Raw genomic sequence first — 17709 nt, 5'->3', positions numbered from 1 at the left:
CCGGGGCTGCGGGGGATTCTGGACAAGCGGGGGCACAGGGGGCGCATGCGTGCCTCCCGGGGCGCTCTTGCACGCCGCCCGGTGGTGGCTTTAGGTGGAAGCAGCAGCTCGACCCGAGGACCAGGAGGTGCACGGATGTCGCCGAGCGGCATACCGCGTGGCGGCCCCCCTCTCACCGAGGCGGAGGCGGAGGACCTGCTGCGATGTATCTGCTTCAAGACCGGTCCGCCCCGCACGGTGGGGGTGGAGCTGGAGTGGCTCGTGCACGAGCTGCGGGACCCCCGTCTTCCCGTACGGCCGCCGAGGCTCGCGGCCGCGCTGGACACCGTACGGGCCCTGCCCCTGGTGTCGGCCCTCACGTTCGAACCCGGCGGGCAGCTGGAGCTCAGCTCGCGCCCGGCCGGCTCCCTCATGGAGTGCCTCGACTCGCTCGCCGCCGACCTGGGCGCGGTGCGGGCGGCGCTCGGGCCGCTCGGCCTGACCCTCAGCGGATACGGGGTGGACCCCTGGCACGCACCGCGTGACCGGGTGCTCCACGAGCCGCGGTACGACGCGATGGAGACCGTGCTCGGCCGGACCGGTCCTGCCGGGCGGGCGATGATGTGCGACTCGGCCTCGGTGCAGATCTGCCTCGACGCCGGCCTCGAGGAGCCGGGGCCGCTCGGCTACCACCGCCGCTGGCAGCTCGCCCATCTGCTCGGCGCGGTGCTGGTGGCCGCCTTCGCCAACTCCCCGGTGCACGGTGGTCGCCGCACCGGCTGGCGCTCGACGCGGCAGGCGCTGTGGGCGGATCTCGACCCGCGGCGGGCCCTGGCGCCGTCACCGGACGGGGAGCCGCGCGCGGAGTGGGCGGCGCACGTCCTGGACACGCCGGTGATGTGCGTCCGGGCCGAGGAGGGCCCGTGGGCGGTGCCGGAGGGGCTGACGTTCCGGGAGTGGCTGCGGACGGGCCTCCCCCGTCCGGCCGACGCCGACGATCTGCGCTATCACATGACGACCCTGTTCCCGCCGGTGCGGCCGCGCGGTCATCTGGAGCTGCGGATGGTGGACGCGCAGCCGGGCCCGGACGGCTGGATGGTGCCGGTGGCGGTGACGACGGCCGTGTTCGACGACCCGGAGGCGGCGGAGGCCGTATACCGGGCGGTGAAGCCGCTCGCCGAGCAGGCGGGCTCAGGACCGGCCCCGCGCAATCCGCTCTGGCTGGCGGCCGCGCGTGACGGTCTCGCCGATCCCGAGCTGCACGCCGCCGCCCGTGCGGTGTTCTCCGCCGCGCTCGACGCGCTGCCCCGGATCGGGGCGAGCGAGGAGGTGCGGCAGGCGGTCGCGGCCTTCCACAAGCGGCATGTGATCCCCGGGAGCTGCCCGGCCGACAACCTCCAGGTGGTGACGTCATGACCGCGACCGAGACCGGGGCAGACGCGGAGGCCTTGCGGCGGCGGGCCCTCGACGCCCTCACCACCGCGCGCGAGCGCACCGCGTCCCTCACCTCCTGCGTGGAGGACGGCGAACTCACCGCGCAGCACTCGCCGTTGATGTCCCCGCTGGTCTGGGACCTGGCGCACATCGGCAACCAGGAGGAGCAGTGGCTGTGGCGGGCCGTCGCGGGGCGCGAGGCGCTGCGGCCCGAGATCGACTCGCTGTACGACGCCTTCCAGCACCCGCGCGCGTCCCGTCCCTCGCTGCCGCTGCTCTCGCCGGTCGAGGCCCGCGGCTACGTGGCGGACGTCCGGCTCCGGGTCCTGGACGTGCTCGAACGGACCCCGCTGGAGGGGCGGCCGCTGCTCGACGCGGGCTTCGCCTTCGGCATGATCGCCCAGCACGAACAGCAGCACGACGAGACGATGCTGATCACCCATCAGCTGCGGAAGGGTCCCACGGCCCTGACCGCTCCCCCGCCGCCGGTGCTGCGGTCCGGTCCGCTGCCCACCGAAGTCCTCGTCCCCGGCGGCCCGTTCACCATGGGAACCTCGGACGAGCCGTGGGCCCTGGACAACGAACGTCCCGCGCACGCCCGGGTCGTCCCCGCCTTCCACATCGACACGACACCCGTCACCAACGGCTCCTACCTCGCCTTCATCGCCGACGGCGGCTACACCGACCGCCGCTGGTGGCGGACGGAGGGCTGGGCGCAGATCCGCGAGCACGGCATCGGGGCCCCGCTGTTCTGGCGCAAGGACGGCGGACAGTGGCTGCGCCGGCGGTTCGGGGTGACGGAGCCGGTCCCCGAGGAGGAGCCGGTCCTGCACGTCAGCTGGTACGAGGCGGACGCCTACGCCCGCTGGGCCGGGCGCCGGCTCCCGACCGAGGCGGAGTGGGAGAAGGCGGCCCGCCACGACCCGGTCTCCGGGCGCTCCCGCCGCTACCCGTGGGGCGACGCCGATCCGGGCCCGGAGCACGCGAACCTCGGGCAGCGGCACCTGCGGCCCGCCCCGGCGGGCAGCTACCCGGCGGGCGCCTCGCCCCTCGGCGTACGGCAGCTGATCGGCGACGTGTGGGAGTGGACGGCGAGCGACTTCCTGGCGTACCCGGGGTTCACGGCCTTCCCGTACAAGGAGTACTCGGAGGTGTTCTTCGGGCGGGAGTACAAGGTGCTGCGGGGCGGTTCGTTCGCGGTGGACCCGGTCGCCTGCCGGGGCACGTTCCGCAACTGGGACCTGCCGGTGCGGCGTCAGATCTTCTCCGGCTTCCGGACGGCGCGGACCGCGGAGCTCGACTGATGTGCCGTCATGTCGCGTACGTGGGCGGGCCGGTGGCGCTGGGAGAGCTGTTGGTCCGGCCGCCGCACGCCCTGCTGCGCCAGTCATGGGAGCCCCGTACGCAGGACAGCGGCGTCGTGAACGCCGACGGTTTCGGCGTCGGCTGGTACGCCGAGGGGGACCCGGTGCCGGCGCGGTACCGGCGGGCCGGCCCGATCTGGGGCGACCTGTCCTTCGCGGACCTCGCCCGGGTGGTGCGCTCCGGGGCGTTCCTCGGGGCGGTCCGGGGGGCCACGCTCCCCGGCGCCGACGGGGAGGCAGCGGCGGCGCCGTTCACGTCAGGACCGTGGCTGTTCAGCCACAACGGCGCGGTCGGGGGCTGGCCGGACTCCCTCACGGCGCTCGCCGGCGCGCTGCCGGCCGAGGAGCTGCTGCGTCTGGAGGCGCGCTCCGACTCGGCGCTGCTGTGGGCGCTCGTCCTGCACCGGCTGCGGGCCGGGGACGAGCCGGGGGCGGCCCTTGCCGACACCGTCCGGGAGGTCGCGGCGGCGGCCCCCGGTTCCCGGCTGAACCTGCTGCTCACCGATGGCGAGCGGATCGCCGCGACCGCCTGGCGGAACAGCCTCTGGTACCTGTCGGGCCCCGACCGGGTGGTCGTGGCCTCCGAACCGTACGACGACGATCCGCGCTGGCGGGAGGTGCCCGAGCGGACGCTCGTCACCGCCGACCGCGCCGATGTCACCCTCACCCCGCTCAAGGAGCCGTCCGCGTGAGCCCGTTCCAGCTGACCCGTACCCTCGCCGTGGACGCCGCCGACGCCGATCTGCGCGCCGACGTCCTCCACGGTCTGACCCGCTCCCCCAAGGAGCTGCCGCCCAAGTGGTTCTACGACGCCCGGGGCAGCGAGCTCTTCGAGGAGATCACCCGGCTGCCCGAGTACTATCCGACGCGCGCGGAGCGGGAGATCCTGGTCGCGCGGGCGCCGGAGATCGCCGCCGCGACCGGGGCGCGGACGCTGGTGGAGCTCGGTTCCGGTTCCTCCGAGAAGACGCGGTTCCTGATCGACGCGCTCCTTCCGGGGCTTGAAGCGTACGTGCCGGTGGACGTGAGCGAGTCCGCGCTCGTCGGTGCGGCCGAGTCGCTGCTCGCGGACCGGCCCGACCTGTGGGTGCACGCGCTCGTCGCCGACTTCACCCGCGGCCTCGCGCTGCCGGGGACGCCGGGCCCGCGTCTGATGGCCTTCCTCGGGGGCACGATCGGCAATCTGCTCCCCGCCGAGCGGCGGACCTTCCTGCGTTCGGTCCGCGCCATGCTCGCGCCGGGCGACGCGCTGCTGCTCGGCACGGACCTGGTGAAGGACGAGGCCACGCTCGTGGCGGCGTACGACGACGCGGCCGGGGTGACGGCCGAGTTCAACAAGAACGTGCTGTCCGTGATCGACCGGGAGCTGGGCGCGGACGCCGATCCGGCCGCCTTCGACCACGTGGCGGTATGGGACGCCGAGCAGGAGTGGATCGAGATGCGGCTGCGCGCCCGCCGCGCGCTGACCGTGAAGATCCCCGAGCTGGATCTCGTGGTGCCGTTCGCGGCGGGCGAGGAGATGCGGACCGAGGTGTCGGCGAAGTTCCGTCAGGCCGGGGTACGGAAGGAGCTGGAGGCCGCGGACCTGGAGCTGGCCCGCTGGTGGACGGACGGCGAGGGCAGGTTCGCGCTGTCCCTGGCGACGGCCCGCTGAGCCGCGGCGGCCAGGGCACGGCGGTCCGGATACTGAATACTGGATATCGGATCCAGTATTCGAATATCGGCGACGATGCGCCGCGTGCTGACGACCCGCCACAAGGACGCGCCCAGCGGATCGTCCGCGACGTACGCCGCGGCGTCCGTGGGCCGGTAGTCGATCCGGACCGGCAGCACGGCGCAACCACTGTCCAGCGCTGCCTGGAAGGCGGCCGGGCGGAAGCGCCCCCGCGCACGCCCGCACCAGGTCGACCCCTCGGGGAAGACGACCACCCGGCCCCCGCCGGCGAGCACCCCGGTCATCGCCCGGACGGTTCCGGGCAGGGCCCTGAGCCGGTCGCGGTCGATGAAGAGGGTGCCGCCGAGCGCGGCGAGCGTGCCGAGGACGGGCCAGCGGCGGACCTCCGCCTTGGCCACCATCCGGCCGGGCAGCACGGCGGCGACGAGAGGGATGTCCAGCCAGGAGACGTGGTTGGCGACGACGAGCAGCGGCCCGTCGGCCCCGGCGGCCGACCCCTCGTACCGCACGCGCACGCCGAAGGCCCGGACCACCGCCCGCAGCCAGCTCCGGACGAGGGCGAGCCGGGCGGGCGCCGGGAGCAGCCCGGCGGCCGGGGCGAGCAGGACGCCGAGGAGGACCGCCCCGATGCCCGCGGTCAGGCGGGCGACGGCGAGGACGGCACCGGCGCGTTCCGTCGGGTGGTCACGGCCGCCGGAGGGGTGGGCGGCGCAGTGCCCCGGGGTGCAGGGCGCCGTGGGGAGCCACGGCGACAGGGCCGTGGACCCGTTCACCGTGCCGGGGCGAGCGAGAGGAAGTGGTTGAGGTAGCGCGGGTTGGTGCGGCGCAGCGAGAGGAGGACGTAGAGGTCGGCGGTGCCGAAGTCGGGGTCGTGCGCGGGGGCGCCGCAGACCCAGGCACCGAGCCGCAGATAGCCGCGGAGCAGCGGCGGGAGCTCGGTGCGGCCCTCGGGGCGGGTGATGCCGTCGGGGCTCCACAGCTTGTGCGGGGTGACCCAGTACTCCTCGGGGGCCAGGTGCTTGGCCTTGACGGTGTCCCAGGTGGCGGCGGCGAGGGTGCCGCCGTCGGCGAGCGGGATCGAACAGCAGCCGGCGAGCCAGTTGTGGCCGGTGCGGGTCATGTAGCGGGCGAGGCCGGCCCAGATGAGGGCGATCACGGCGCCGTTGCGGTGGGCGGGGTGCACGCAGGAGCGGCCGACCTCCACCAGGTCGTGGCGGACGGGGGCGAGCCGGGTGAGGTCGAACTCGCTCTCGGAGTAGAGGCGTCCGGCGACGGCGGCCCGGTCGGGCGGCAGGATCCGGTAGGTGCCGACGATCTCGCCGGTGCTCTCCTCCCGTACCAGGAGGTGGTCGCAGTACGCGTCGAAGGCGTCGCCGTCGAGGCCGGGCTCGGGCCCGTCGAGCAGGGCGCCCATCTCGCCGGCGAAGACCTGGTGGCGCAGCCGCTGGGCGGCCCGTACGTCCTCCTGGTCCCGGGCGAGACCGACGACGTACCGGGGCGTGGACGGCTCGGCCGGGCCCTGGGGCTGTGCGAGAACGGCGGCCTGTGCGGGAACGGCGGCCTGTGCGGGAAGGGCGGCCTGGGGCTGCGCGGGAACGGCGAGCGTGTGCGTCGGTGCGGACATGGCGGGCGCCTCCGGCGGACGGAAGGGGAAGGGGCGGCGCCGGGCCGCGTGAGCGGTGGCCCGGCCCCTTACTTCTTCCGTCGCCGGCTGGATTCGACATGACCGTCCGGGGGCTCGCGGGTGTGCGAAGGCTGAATGCTATTCGGCGAGGGTGTCCGTGATCGCGGTCGAGGCGTCCTTCGCCGCCTTCACGGGGTCCTCGCCCTGGAGGACGGCCGTCATGTACGGCTTGATGGGGTTGTCGGCCTCGACGTCCGCCCACTGCGGGGAGTTGGGGGTGGCCCGGCCGCGTGCGGCGCCCGTCGCCATGACGGCGGTGGCCTCCTGGCCGGCGACGACGGACGCGAGTCCCTTCTTGTTGGGCACGTAGCCCATGGCGCGGGCGAGTTCGGTCTGCCACTTCTCGCCGGCGAGCGCCTTGACGACGTCGAGGGCCGCGCCGCGCTGGGGCGCGTTCTCCGGGATGATCAGGTCGGAGCCGCCGGTGAAGACGGCACAGGGCCGGCCGGCCTGCTTGCCGGGTATCGGGAAGTAGCCGAGCTTGTCCTTGAGGTCCGGGTTGGCCTTGAGGATGGCGGCGACGGCGCTGGGCGTGGCGATGAGCTGGGCGACGTGGCCCTTGGCGAAGACGTCGGCCTGCGGCGGGGTCTGCTCGTCGGCGTTCTTCGGGCCGGAGCCGAGGGCCTGGAGCTCCTTGTAGAAGGCCATGCCGCGCTGGGCGGCCGGGCTGTCGAGCGCGCCGGTCCACTGGCCGCCCTTGTCGACGGCGAGTTCGCCGCCCTCGTCCCAGATGAAGCCGGCGAGGGTGTACCAGTCCTGTCCTGCGAGGTAGATGCCCTGCGAGCCGTTCTTGTCGAGCTTCTCGGTGTCGTCGAGCCATTCTGCGCGGGTGGCCGGCGGCTTGTCGAGGCCGGCTTCCTCGAACAGCTCCTTGTTGTAGATGACGATGCGGTTGGCCGCGTACCAGGGGATGCCGTACTGGGCTCCGCCGATGCTGCCGGGCTCGGCGAGACCCGGCAGCCAGTCCTCGCTGCCGAGGTCGCGGACCGACTCGAGGGTGAGGTCGAAGAGCTTCTCGGTGTCGGCGTACTGGGCGACCTGCGTGTTGCCGACCTCGATGACGTCGGGGCCGCCGGAGCCCTGGATCGCCTCGGTGACCTTCTTCCCGATGCCGGTCCACTCCTGGATGGTGAATTCGAGCTCGACCCCGGCGTGCTCCTTCTCGTACGCCTCGGTGAAGCGCGAGAGGAAGTCCTCGCTGACGCTGTCCCGCATGAGCCAGACGTTCACGGTCTTCGTCCCGCCGTCGCCGCCCGGCAGCATCCCGCAGCCCGCGAGGGCGAGGGCGGTGGCGGGGGCCAGGAGGCAGGCGAGAGGGCGATTCTTCACGTGGGTCACCTTCTGCTCAGGTTCAGCACAGGGTCGTGCGCATGGGGGCTGACCCGGCATGGGGGGACCGAACGGGGTGTTCGCGCGGGTATGTGGCCTGGATTCTGGTCTGGACCAACCGGATGGTCAAGTCCTTGACGATCCCGCTGGACACCCTGACGGACGATCCGCTCCCTTACCGTCGGTAGTTACTCGTGGGTCGCCCGGCCCCGTCGTGTCGCGCGCCGACGCGCCCTGGGGCACCGTGGAGGGAACGCACCGAGAGGAGTTCGGCCCCCATGTCGAATCACACCTACCGAGTCACCGAGATCGTCGGCACCTCCACCGAGGGCATCGACCAGGCCATCCGCAACGGAATCGAGCGCGCCTCCCAGACCCTGCGGGGACTCGACTGGTTCGAGGTGACGCAGGTACGCGGCCACCTCGTCGACGGCGCGATCGAGCACTACCAGGTCGGCCTGAAGGTCGGCTTCCGCCTGGAGGACGAGACCTGACCCGGTCCGGGCGCCGGCAGGTGTGCGGTCCGCCGGAGACGACCCGCGCGGTCTGTCGGACACGGCCGGTCAAGCGCGGTCCGCCGGGTACCGCCGGTCAGGTGCGGCCCTCCTTCTCCTGAGCCTCCCTCAGCGCCTCGGAGGGCTCCGCCCAGCGGGCCCGTACGACACGGAAACCCGCCGCCTCCGCCGCGTCGCACACCGCCAGGTCGTCGTCGACCAGCATCCTGACCGTGCGGTCGGCGGCGAGGCGGCGCAGGATCTCCACCTTGGTCACCCGGGCCGGCCGGAAGTCGCGGTTGCGCCGCATGTGGACGGCCCCCTCCGGGAGCCCCTGCTCGGCCAGCCACTCCAGGGTCGCCCGGCGGCACCGCTCCGGCCGCCCCGTGAGGTAGACGACCTCGCACTCCTCGGCCGCCTCCAGGCACAGCGCGATCCCCTCGTCCAGCGGCGGATCCTCCGGGGCCGCCGCGAAGAAGGCGTCCCAGTCCTTGGGCTTGCGCTCCAGGTAGTGCTGGCGGTGCGCGGTCGCGGCCAGGGTGTTGTCGAGGTCGAAGACGGCCAGGGGCCTGTTGTCCGAAGTCACGCGCCCAGCCTAGGAGCCGCGGGCCGGATCCTCCGTCGGGTCACTGGAAGCTGATCCGGTGCGGGTGGGCCGGGTCGGCCGGGCAGGTGTGGACACGCATGAGGCCCCGGCCCAGGAGAACGCCTACCGGATCGATCACGCGCGGGTCGTCCGCCACCCCGCGGTCCTCGGCCGGCAACCAGCTCCGCGAGGCGCCGTCGCACTCCACCGCGGCGACGGTGAGCAGCGGCGGCATCATCGTCCCGCACGTGGGGCAGTCCACCGGCCGGGGGTCGGTCAGGTGCCAGGAGGCGAAGCCGCCGACCTTCCAGCCCGGGGCGAGGGAGAGGTCGCTCCGGTAGTCGATCTCTTCGGGTTCCCGCGCGCGTGCGGCGGCCATGGCCGCCTCGTACTCCTCGTACGTCGCATAGGTCACGGGCGCGGAGGAGTCGTACGCGTCGTCCTCGTCGTACGCGTCGTCCTCGTCGTACGCATCGAACAGGCTCTCCTCCCACGCGTCGATCTCCTCCTGGAGCTCCTCCGCGAGCAGTCCGAGGTACTCGTGCTCGACGACCTGCTCCGGGTGGACGACGCAGGCGGTGGGGACGCACTCCTCTCGCCCCGCGACCGGCGGTTCGGGCTGCGGGGCGAGGACCGCCCCGACGTCGGCCGAGCGGCGCCACCGCAGCCGCACGTCGATGGTCCGCTCGGGGCCGTGGACCTCGAAGGGGCACCAGAACACCTGGAGCAGATCGTGCCCTTCGGGGCCGACGAGGTCCGGTACGTCCCGGGCGTAGAGCTGGGCGACGGCCAGCATCGGCAGCGGGTCCCCGTCGCGGAGCTCCGGGGCGTGCGTCCCCCGTGTCATCCCGTCGAGGAGCCGCCGCTCCTCGTCCGTGAAGTCCCGCCCGCGGGCCTCGTCCTGGACGCGCCGGCGGAGTCGTACGTCGGACAGGAGGTGCCCCGTGCCCTTCGCGTGCACGGCGGTGCACACCGGCCACGGCTCGTCGGCGGGCCACAGCAGCGGCCCCGCCACCGAGCTCTCCTCCGGCTTCGCCGCGCCCTGCCGGGGGTGCAGCCGCGTCGTCGTGCGCCGGTGCCGGGCGAGGGCGGGAAACACCGCTTCGACGTCGACGGGGCGCGGGGGCGTGGTGCGGGTCATGCGCGGATCCTCCCAGGGCGGTTCGGTGCCGATGCCAGGAACCCGGTACGGCGGCGCACCCGCCGCCATGGGGCGAAATCGTCATCTAAGATGCAGGGCGGCCGCGGGGCTGCGGCCTGTCGCAGGGTCTCGGGTTTGACGGTCGGCATGACGTCGATCACGAGAGTCCAGGCAATCGTGTGACCACCGGCGTGCGTCTCAGTGGTGCGGGAAGCCCAGCTCACCCCGCCCACGGCACGAACAGAAGACCCCCAGGGAGAAGTGAGGTATGCCGGTGATCTGCGTCGGAGGCATGATCGGGATCGGCAAGACGAGTGTGGCCGAGATCCTCGCCAAGGAGCTGGGCAGCGAGGTCTTCTACGAGAGCGTCGACGACAACCCGATCCTTCCGCTCTTCTACTCGGCGAGCCCCGAGGAGATAGAGGCGAAGCGCTACCCCTTCCTCCTCCAGCTCTACTTCCTGCAGACGCGGTTCGCCGCGATCAAGGAGGCGTACAAGCAGGGCGACAACGTCCTCGACCGCTCCATCTACGAGGACTGGTACTTCGCCAAGGTCAATCACGACCTGGGCCGGATCAGCTCCCTCGAGATGCAGGTGTACGAGGGGCTGCTCGACGAGATGATGCGCGAGATCGACGGCCTGCCCTACCGCAAGGCCCCGGACCTCATGGTCTACCTCAAGGCGGACTTCGAGACGGTGCTGCACCGCATCGGGCTGCGGGGACGCGATTTCGAGCAGGACGAGAGCCTCGTCGAGTACTACCGCACCCTGTGGTCCGGCTACGACGACTGGGTCCACAAGCACTACTCGGCCAGCGAGGTCCTCGTCGTGGACATGAACCACACGGACGTGGTGAACAACCCCGAGGACGCGGCCCGCGTGGCGCAGGAGGTCAAGGACGCCCTGGCGGCGACCGGCCGCCGCGGCTGAGCCCGCGGTCTGCGCCCGGCGCCGCGTCCGGTCCCGTGCTCTACGCCCGGCGCCGCGTCCGGGCACGGCGGGACCGGACCGCGAGGGCGTGGACGGTCCAGGCCGGCAGGGTGCCCACGGCGGCCATGGTGAGGGCCAGGCGGAGGTGGACCGCGCCGGGGAGCGGGACGCAGGGGTCGGTGCCCGTGGCGAGGCAGCCCACGAGCCTCACCAGCACACCGAAGGCCACCGTGCCGAGCAGGCCCGCACCGAACGCGGCCAGGGCGCCCCGGGCGAGCGGCAGCGGAGCGTAGCCGCCGCCCGCCCAGAAGGCCGCCGCCACCTGGCCCGCGATCAGTACCCCGCCGGCCATCAACACGGGGGCGGGGGCGCCGGTCCACACGACCAGCAGCGCCGACAGGGCGGCCGCCGGTGCCACCGGGACGCCGAGGCGGACGAGGACCCCCGGTGGCGGTCCCGGCGGGCCGAATCCGGTGAACGTGTGCCGGGCACCGGGGCGCCATGACACGTACTGCCCGACCAGCGGCACCACCATGGCGGTGAGCAGCACCGGCACCACCAGGGACGCGATCCGGTGGGACGCCAGGAACCCGGTGCCTCCGACGAAGACCAGCGCGCCCGGCAGCGAGGGCGCGATGAACGCCGCCGCGTACAGAATCATCGTCGGAAGCGTCAGCAGGAAGTCGGCCATCGGCAGCACACCGGCCGCGCCCACCGCGAGAACCGTCCACAGCACGCGTCGCGGACGGCGGTTGCGGGCCAGGACCGGTCCCCACGCCTCCGCGACCAGCACCAGCCACCGGACGAGAGCCCAGCCGCACAGACTCGTCAGGGCGAGGTACGGGAAGGCCAGCGACGCCCCTTTCCCGCCCACGCTCACCAGGCTGAAGGCCATCGACGAGGACAGCAGCCGGAACACGCCCAGGCCGAGGCCCAGACCGAGCCCGGCCCGCCGGAGCCGCGCCGGGGTGAGGGAGCCCGGGGCGTGCGTCACCGCCTGCCACAGCACCGTCCCCGCCGCGCCCACCACCAGGAACCCGGACAGGACCGTCGCGGCGAGCTCCGTGACCGGTCCGGCCTGGCTGCCGCCGCCGATCGGCCCCAGACTCACCATGTCGTGGAGGAAGGCGCCCGCCGCCCCGACCGCGCTCATGTCCCAGAAGCCGACCCCGTACAGGACCCTCCGGTCGGTCAGCGCCCGCGCCCTCTCGGCGAGCGGCGGGTGGACGCTCAGCAGGCCACGGCCGGTCTTCGCGCCCTCCCGGGCGGGAGCGGCGCCGAACAGCCTGCGCAGGCCGTCGGCCGAGCCCTCCCACTCCGTCACCCGCGCGTCGGCGTACAGCTCCCGGCTCCGCAGCACCGCGTTCTTGAGCAGGACCACCAGTGCGGTGAGCAACGGGACCTGGACGGCGAAGCCCAGGACGGAGCCCCTGAGCGCGCCCCCGACGACCAGGGACGCCGGGACCGCGACCACCGTCAGAGCGCCCAGGGTCGGCATGCTCGCCCGCCACAGGATCAGGGTCAGGAAGGCGATGTCCAGGTCCCGGTTGCGGATGTGCGCGAGTTCATGGAGGACGATGCTCCGGAACGCCGCCCGGTCGAGGGAGTACAGGGTGAGCAGCCCTCCGCTCAGCGCCACCCTGCGCCGTCCGAGGCGCCCGAAGGCGAGGGCGTGGACCGCCGGATTCAGCGGCTCGACGAGGAAGCCGACCCGCTCGCGGACGCCCGACTCGCCGAGCAGACCCGCCAGATACGCGGAGAGCTCGGGCATGCCGGTGAGCGGCCGGTAGCCGCGCCGCCGGGTCCGGTACCGGGGCAGGCCGGCGTAGGCGCCGAGGAGGGCGAGGAGCAGGCCGACCGAGACTCCGGCGGTGACGAGCCGGCTGGCGCCGGCGCGGGGGTCCTCGCAGTCGCCCAGGTCGAGCTCGGTGGGGATGCGGATGTCGGTGGCGGAGCCGCGTTCACGGGCCGCTTCCTCCGTCGCCCGGGCGTTGCACTCGTGGTACTCCTGCAACTCCTCCCACCGCACCGACGACAGGAGGACGGCCGAGGTGCCGTTGACCAGGAGGGCCGACACGATGCCCATCGCGGCGATCAGCAGCACGAAGCGCACGGACGTGCCGGAGGGGAGCGTGAACGGGCCCGGACGGCCGAGCGCCGCCGGTCCCGGCGCGGACCGCCTCACCGAGCGGCCTCGGCCGGTCCCTCCCCGCCCGGTTCGCCGGTGTCCGGCCTCTCCGGGGGCAGCGTGGCGAGCTCGGCGATGATCCCGTCGGCGATCGCCTGCGCCTGCGGCTCGGGCACCCGCCACCGGAGCGCCGCCTGTCTGGCCACCTCGCGCAGCCGGGTCAGCTGCTCGGCGGTCAGCGGCTCCGTCGCCGCGGGCGCGGCGGGCGGTTCGACGGCCGGTCTCGTGCGGCGGCGCAACAGCCTCGGTAACAACCGGTTCCGTGTGAGGTCCACCGCCTCGGCGGTGGACTGCTGCGCGAGGTGACCGAGCACCTGGACCGCGGCGGAGAGCGCCGCGGTGCTGATGAGCGCGGCGACCACGTCGAGGCCGATCGCCAGCGGCTCGTCACGGCGGACCGGCCACAGCCGGTACTTCGCGGACGACTGATGGAAGGTCTCGGCCGTCATCGGGAACTGGGGCAGCTCGTGCGGCGCCGCCGCCTCCACCGCGCGGCGGGCGAGACGGGTCGCCGTCGCGCCGTCGTATCGCCCGAGATGTCCGTCCCGGTCCTGGTACTCGTATCCGCGCATGTGACCGGACGCCTCCCCCACCATCCGATACTTCCGCCAACACACCATGATGCCGCAGAAGTTGGGGACGATACGAGGGTGACTCGGGGGGCACCGAACGGATCCGGCCTACGCGGGAAGCACAGGGAACACGACCACCGAGCCGTCCTTGTGGCGGGCGATGTCGATCGCCAGGTCCGTCGAGCGGCGGGCGTGCCAGCTCCAGCGCCGACAGGCGTACCAGGACGTCGGCGATGCCCGACTCCAGTTCGTCGAGGCGCTGCTGATCACGCTTGAGTGCGCGCATGAAGTTCTCGAACGGATTTCCGGGGTCGCTCTGGGCGTGCTCGACGGCCCGCAGGACGACGACCCGCCGCTTCAGCGCGACGGCCAGGGAGGCGAGTTCGAGGTGGGTGCGGAAGGTGCCGCCGTCCTCGTCGAGGCCGGGGAACGACTCGGTCAGCGTGGCGAGTTCGACGGCCTCGCCCGCAGGAAGCCTGTCGAGCGCGCTCCGCCATCGGGCAAGGCGTCGGTCGGCCTTGCCCAGCGCCGTGTTGATGGCGTGCACGGCCGAGTCGAGTCCCAGCGAGACACCGATCTTGCCCTGGTCGAGCAGAAGGGCGGTGGCTTTGTCGATGGCGTCGCGGCAGCCGTCGAGTTCGCTGTGCTCGTCGTCGAGCTTGTCCTCCTGAAGCTGCTCAAGCAGCTCCGTGATGTGTGCGATGGCCTGCTGGCGCTTGTGGTCGGCGTGCGCGCTCACCCCCACCGCCACGGCCATGAGCACGAGCGGAGCGGCCACGGTGAGCGCGGTGCCGCCGGCGGCCGCGGCACCGGCGGTCGCGCCGGCGCCACCGACCGTGCCCGCCGCCGCCGCTCCGCCGACCGGCACGAACCGCGCCTTGCCGACGATCCTGCCCGTCGAGTTCACGAGGTCGCCGAAGATGGCACCGCCACCCGCCTTCGGCACCATCGGGCGAAGGCAGCCCTGTCCGAACTGGGCGGCGACCTTCGCCGGAACCACCATGCGATACAGACACTCGCCGGAAGCGGTCGCCCTGGCCACCGTGAGGGAACTGCGCGCCGACTGCGTGACGAACTGGGACAGGTGCTGCGCCAGGGGGCTCACGACGTCGAGCGGGATGCCACGCCCGCGGTCGATCCTGTCGGGCAGCGGATGCACCTCAAGCGTGACGATCGGCTGATCGGCCAGCACGGCCGGCACTCCGCGCAGCTCGGCCAGGCGCTCGTCCGTCATCGACTCGCCGGCGGCAGCCCCGGCACTCGGACATCAGCGGTCGCCGGCGTCCACACGGGCACCGTCGTCATACGGTCGTCGGTCGTCGTCCCCCCCTCGTTCTCCGAGAGGAGGCTACGCCTGACGTCGGATCGTACGATCGCATCCGCCAGGGCCGAGGAGAGTGGCCGACGGTCTTCGCAGCAGACAAGGCGCTGCAGGATTGGGATCTGGACAACGACGAAATCATCGACGGCATCGTTGACGGCGCCCACGACTGCGGCATCGACGGCATCTGGTCATTCGTGGACGGCCGCTACGTCACCTCGGGGAGGGCTACGTGTGCCTGGCACGGCTCGATGAGTACTACCGCTTCATCACCTCGGACAACCAGGCCCTCCGACTGGAGCTGTTCGAATCGAACGTGCGGGACTACGCCGGTTCCACAGCAGTGAACAATGCCATTGGTGAGACCTTGAAGTCCGGCACCGGCGAGGACTTCTGATGGTTCAACAACGGCGTCACGGTCGTCGCCGACGCGGCACAGATCGCGGGCAAGAAGATCGTCATCAAGGACCCTCAGATCGTCAACGGACTTCAGACGAGCCACGAGGTCTACAGCTTCTTCCAAGCCGGTGGCCATCACCGCAATCGCTCTCTGCTCGTCAAGATCGTGGTCGCGCCGGAGAACGGGACGGCTCGCGACAGGATCATCCGGGCCACCAACAGTCAGACCCAGCTGCCGGCAGGTGCGCTGAGGGCCACCGAACCGATTCAGAAGGACATCGAAGAGGGTCTCACGCATGGCGGCGGCTACTACTACGAGCGGCGCGCCAGTTACTACCGCAACCTCGGGTTCCCGCTTGATCAGGTCGTCTCCATGCTCCGCTTGGCACGCGAGTTCACGGCCTTCGCGCTGCGCGAGCCTCACGTGGCGCTCAGGCACTCAGAGGCCTTGCTCCTCGAGGACAAGCATTACCACCAGATCTTCTCCGCGAAAGTGGATCTCGACCTCTACCGTCTGTCCCTCGACGTCCACACCAGGATCCGGCAGCATCTGAACGCATACGCCGAGGATCGTCCCCTGCTCGGGGAGACCATCGAGAACTGGCTCTATCCCCTTGCCGCAGTGTCCGCCTACGCGCTGACGCGGCTACGCCAGCCCACCCCGCGCGATCTGCTGAACATCGACCTCGACCACCTCAACACCGAGCTCATGGACCGTCTGACAGGCGTGCTCGACCAGTGCTTCAAAACTGCCCTGCGCAACAACAAGGCCGGCGGCGTCGACCGGATCGCCCGAAGACCCGAATTCACCAACCGCATCCGCCAGACGGTGGTGTCCCAGAGTCGCTTCCACATCGAACATACGTCGAAAGACGTCTGAATCCACCTCGGAGCGCCACTTGGTGGAGCCGCGGATGCCACCCACCGTCATGCGGCGGCGAGCCGCCACCCGAGGCTGCACGCCTGCGCAGCGGCTGCGCCACCAGTTCCACCACACGAAACCCGATGGGCCAGAATGATGGATCATTCGCCTACTGAGCAGCGCTGAGGGTGGAAGGTGCGGCTGTCGAGGGAGCCATGGGTGAGCAAGTGGTAGGGCCCGGCGCCGGCAGGACGGCGCGGGCACCTGTCGAAGGGCCCGGATGGAGTAGACCCGGTCTCGACGTGGCCGCAGGACGTTATCCGCTCTCGGTGGAGCGGCATGTGATGCGCATGGTCGATCACCTGGTGCCTGGGGTCACCGCGGTGACTCCGCACGCGCGTTACTACGCCCTGCACGGTCTGATCGCGGCCCGAGTCGATGCCGAGGGCCTCGCGGTCCCGGCCGCGCAGACACTGCTGCGACGAGCGGAAGTGGCTCTGGCAGCCGTGTCGTTCGCGCACCATCCACATGCCCATGATGGGCTCCCACGCGCCCACGGCGTCGACGCCTTGGCACGGCACCTGCACTCCGGGACGGTCTCCGTGGCCGAGTCCGCAGTACCCGGCACCCATGGATACGTAGGCAACTCCTGGGGGTTCTGGGGTCCGTATGCCGGATCCGAGCTCACGCTCGGCATCCTCAGCCCCGGCCGCATGCCCGTACCCGGACCGCTGCTCGACAGGAAGGCGGTCCGCGACGGGCTGGGCGATCTGCTCGAACTTGCAGCCGAGGACACGCTGCAGGTGGACGAGCTCGTTTCTCTCGGCGACCGGCTGTGCGTGTGCGTCGGTGGTGAGCATCCTGACGGAGCGTGGCTCGCGAAGCTGATGTGCGAGCCACACTCCTCGGCCGAAGGAGGCTCCCGCTCGGCTACGCGTCGGCAGACCATTCAGCTACTGGCACGTGTTGTCGAAACGCATCCGGTCGCCCGCTTCACCCGCGACGTCGGTCACGTCTTCGCCTTCGGTGACTTCCTCACCACCGACGCCGTGGCGAGCGGTGTCGATGCCGCATCCGCCTGGCGGGGAGTGGCTCTGCGGAACTACTCCGTCGGAGCGTGGCGCCGCCTGTGGTCCTGGCTGGTGGAACGGGTCGACGGGCTGGTATCGGTCGAAGAACTCGCCGACCGTTTCGCCGAGGAGCTACCCGACATGACGGTCGCGGCGTTCCTCTCCTCCCTCCCCGCAACACAGAGCACCACAGGCGTGCCGCTACCCGCCGAACACGCCCTGCGCAGGGCAGGTGAGGCCCTGCCTCTCACCGAACTCGGGGTTCTCGCAGCCAATGCCCGCCGGTCGGACGAACTCACCGGCAGGGTCCGAGACGCGTTTCTCGGCCGACGCGGCGTCGAACTCGGCCCGGAGTGGGTCTGGCGCCGACTTGAGGAAGCCCGGCCCCTGCGACTGCGCGACGTCGCGCGCCGACTGACCCATGACCTGGTGGCCCGGTCACAGCGCATCGCGCTGTCCAAGTCGCGCCGCCGCGCCGATGGCTCGCTGTGGCTACCGACGCGACTGCACGAACGCGGCGGATGGCTGTTCCGGACCAGCAAGGAGGGGCGGGGTGACGTCGGCTTGCGACTGGATCAGCTCGGAACCGTCCTGGCCACCTGCGGCGTGCTGCACCACCACAATCAGCACTGGTCAGTGACCAGTGGCGGAAAGGCACTCGTTGACTGAAACCGAACCAA

16 protein-coding genes and 1 pseudogene are annotated in these 17709 nt (G+C 72.0%); 9 read left to right on the top strand and 8 right to left on the bottom strand.

Annotated elements, in window-relative coordinates; all coding sequences use genetic code 11:
• Nucleotides 1-135 precede the first annotated feature (135 nt).
• Genes egtA through egtD form a run of 4 tightly spaced genes read left to right on the top strand, consistent with a single transcriptional unit; the run spans nucleotide 136 to nucleotide 4431 of the window.
• Entirely contained in the window at nucleotides 136-1395 is a 1260-nt protein-coding gene (gene egtA, locus AB5J54_RS35245; protein WP_369147988.1) for an ergothioneine biosynthesis glutamate--cysteine ligase EgtA, read from the top strand.
• Nucleotides 1392-2717, top strand: a complete 1326-nt coding sequence (egtB, locus tag AB5J54_RS35240; protein ID WP_369147987.1) for an ergothioneine biosynthesis protein EgtB — start codon at nucleotides 1392-1394, stop codon at nucleotides 2715-2717. The genes egtA and egtB overlap by 4 nt, the downstream gene beginning before the upstream one ends.
• Nucleotides 2717-3469 (top strand): ergothioneine biosynthesis protein EgtC, encoded by a 753-nt coding sequence (gene egtC / locus AB5J54_RS35235; protein ID WP_369147986.1) that lies wholly within the window; start codon nucleotides 2717-2719, stop codon nucleotides 3467-3469. The genes egtB and egtC overlap by 1 nt, the downstream gene beginning before the upstream one ends.
• Nucleotides 3466-4431 carry an L-histidine N(alpha)-methyltransferase gene (gene egtD / locus AB5J54_RS35230; RefSeq protein ID WP_369147985.1) on the top strand — a complete coding sequence of 322 codons (966 nt, stop codon included), beginning with the start codon at nucleotides 3466-3468 and terminating at the stop codon, nucleotides 4429-4431. Before egtC ends, egtD begins: the two co-directional genes overlap by 4 nt.
• Here egtD and AB5J54_RS35225 read toward each other — a convergent pair.
• From AB5J54_RS35225 to AB5J54_RS35215, 3 genes are all read right to left on the bottom strand, one after another.
• Complete coding sequence (locus AB5J54_RS35225; RefSeq protein ID WP_369149561.1) at nucleotides 4326-5207, bottom strand: lysophospholipid acyltransferase family protein; 882 nt, start codon at nucleotides 5205-5207, stop codon at nucleotides 4326-4328. The genes egtD and AB5J54_RS35225 overlap by 106 nt on opposite strands.
• Nucleotides 5208-5221: 14 nt before the next feature.
• Nucleotides 5222-6076 (bottom strand): GNAT family N-acetyltransferase, encoded by an 855-nt coding sequence (locus AB5J54_RS35220; protein ID WP_369147984.1) that lies wholly within the window; start codon nucleotides 6074-6076, stop codon nucleotides 5222-5224.
• Nucleotides 6077-6214: 138 nt separating this feature from the next.
• Complete coding sequence (locus tag AB5J54_RS35215; protein WP_369147982.1) at nucleotides 6215-7465, bottom strand: extracellular solute-binding protein; 1251 nt, start codon at nucleotides 7463-7465, stop codon at nucleotides 6215-6217.
• A 278-nt stretch (nucleotides 7466-7743) separates the two neighbouring features.
• Here AB5J54_RS35215 and AB5J54_RS35210 point away from each other — a divergent pair, with 278 nt between their 5' ends.
• The gene (locus AB5J54_RS35210; protein WP_369147981.1) at nucleotides 7744-7959 is read left to right on the top strand and encodes a dodecin; all 216 of its coding nucleotides are present in this window, start codon (nucleotides 7744-7746) and stop codon (nucleotides 7957-7959) included.
• A 97-nt stretch (nucleotides 7960-8056) separates the two neighbouring features.
• Here AB5J54_RS35210 and AB5J54_RS35205 read toward each other — a convergent pair whose 3' ends face one another.
• Both AB5J54_RS35205 and AB5J54_RS35200 read right to left on the bottom strand, forming a co-directional pair.
• Nucleotides 8057-8545, bottom strand: coding sequence for a hypothetical protein (locus tag AB5J54_RS35205; protein ID WP_369147980.1), 489 nt, complete (start codon nucleotides 8543-8545; stop codon nucleotides 8057-8059).
• Nucleotides 8546-8585: 40 nt separating this feature from the next.
• Nucleotides 8586-9686 (bottom strand): hypothetical protein, encoded by a 1101-nt coding sequence (locus AB5J54_RS35200; RefSeq protein ID WP_369147979.1) that lies wholly within the window; start codon nucleotides 9684-9686, stop codon nucleotides 8586-8588.
• Between the two features lie 268 nt (nucleotides 9687-9954).
• Between AB5J54_RS35200 and AB5J54_RS35195 the strand changes: the two genes are divergently transcribed.
• Nucleotides 9955-10617, top strand: coding sequence for a deoxynucleoside kinase (locus AB5J54_RS35195; protein WP_369147978.1), 663 nt, complete (start codon nucleotides 9955-9957; stop codon nucleotides 10615-10617).
• 40 nt (nucleotides 10618-10657) lie between these two features.
• Here AB5J54_RS35195 and AB5J54_RS35190 read toward each other — a convergent pair whose 3' ends face one another.
• The 3 genes and pseudogenes from AB5J54_RS35190 to AB5J54_RS35180 all read right to left on the bottom strand — a co-directional run bounded on the left by AB5J54_RS35190 (nucleotide 10658) and on the right by AB5J54_RS35180 (nucleotide 14682).
• Nucleotides 10658-12802, bottom strand: coding sequence for a M48 family metallopeptidase (locus AB5J54_RS35190; protein WP_369147977.1), 2145 nt, complete (start codon nucleotides 12800-12802; stop codon nucleotides 10658-10660).
• Nucleotides 12799-13377, bottom strand: coding sequence for a hypothetical protein (locus tag AB5J54_RS35185; RefSeq protein WP_369147976.1), 579 nt, complete (start codon nucleotides 13375-13377; stop codon nucleotides 12799-12801). Before AB5J54_RS35185 ends, AB5J54_RS35190 begins: the two co-directional genes overlap by 4 nt.
• Before the next feature lie 108 nt (nucleotides 13378-13485).
• Nucleotides 13486-14682 (bottom strand): annotated as a pseudogene (locus tag AB5J54_RS35180) (hypothetical protein).
• Between the two features lie 248 nt (nucleotides 14683-14930).
• Between AB5J54_RS35180 and AB5J54_RS35175 the strand changes: the two are divergent.
• The 3 genes from AB5J54_RS35175 to AB5J54_RS35165 all read left to right on the top strand — a co-directional run bounded on the left by AB5J54_RS35175 (nucleotide 14931) and on the right by AB5J54_RS35165 (nucleotide 17698).
• Nucleotides 14931-15095, top strand: a complete 165-nt coding sequence (locus AB5J54_RS35175; RefSeq protein ID WP_369147975.1) for a hypothetical protein — start codon at nucleotides 14931-14933, stop codon at nucleotides 15093-15095.
• 42 nt (nucleotides 15096-15137) lie between these two features.
• Nucleotides 15138-15977, top strand: coding sequence for an AIPR family protein (locus AB5J54_RS35170; protein WP_369149560.1), 840 nt, complete (start codon nucleotides 15138-15140; stop codon nucleotides 15975-15977).
• 284 nt (nucleotides 15978-16261) lie between these two features.
• Nucleotides 16262-17698, top strand: coding sequence for a hypothetical protein (locus AB5J54_RS35165; RefSeq protein WP_369147974.1), 1437 nt, complete (start codon nucleotides 16262-16264; stop codon nucleotides 17696-17698).
• The last annotated feature ends 11 nt before the right edge of the window (nucleotides 17699-17709 follow it).

Source organism: Streptomyces sp. R44 (genome assembly GCF_041053105.1).
Classification (GTDB): Bacteria; Actinomycetota; Actinomycetes; order Streptomycetales; family Streptomycetaceae; genus Streptomyces.
Note: the sequence above shows the minus strand (reverse complement) of the source record. Positions and strands in the feature narration are given on the sequence as shown.

Coding starts and splice junctions, on each gene's coding strand:
- egtA (WP_369147988.1), top strand. CDS start 136: ATGTCGCCGAGCGGCATACCGCGTGGCGGCCCCCCTCTCACCGAGGCG.
- egtB (WP_369147987.1), top strand. CDS start 1,392: ATGACCGCGACCGAGACCGGGGCAGACGCGGAGGCCTTGCGGCGGCGG.
- egtC (WP_369147986.1), top strand. CDS start 2,717: ATGTGCCGTCATGTCGCGTACGTGGGCGGGCCGGTGGCGCTGGGAGAG.
- AB5J54_RS35220 (WP_369147984.1), bottom strand. CDS start 6,076: ATGTCCGCACCGACGCACACGCTCGCCGTTCCCGCGCAGCCCCAGGCC.
- AB5J54_RS35210 (WP_369147981.1), top strand. CDS start 7,744: ATGTCGAATCACACCTACCGAGTCACCGAGATCGTCGGCACCTCCACC.
- AB5J54_RS35200 (WP_369147979.1), bottom strand. CDS start 9,686: ATGACCCGCACCACGCCCCCGCGCCCCGTCGACGTCGAAGCGGTGTTT.
- AB5J54_RS35195 (WP_369147978.1), top strand. CDS start 9,955: ATGCCGGTGATCTGCGTCGGAGGCATGATCGGGATCGGCAAGACGAGT.
- AB5J54_RS35185 (WP_369147976.1), bottom strand. CDS start 13,377: ATGCGCGGATACGAGTACCAGGACCGGGACGGACATCTCGGGCGATAC.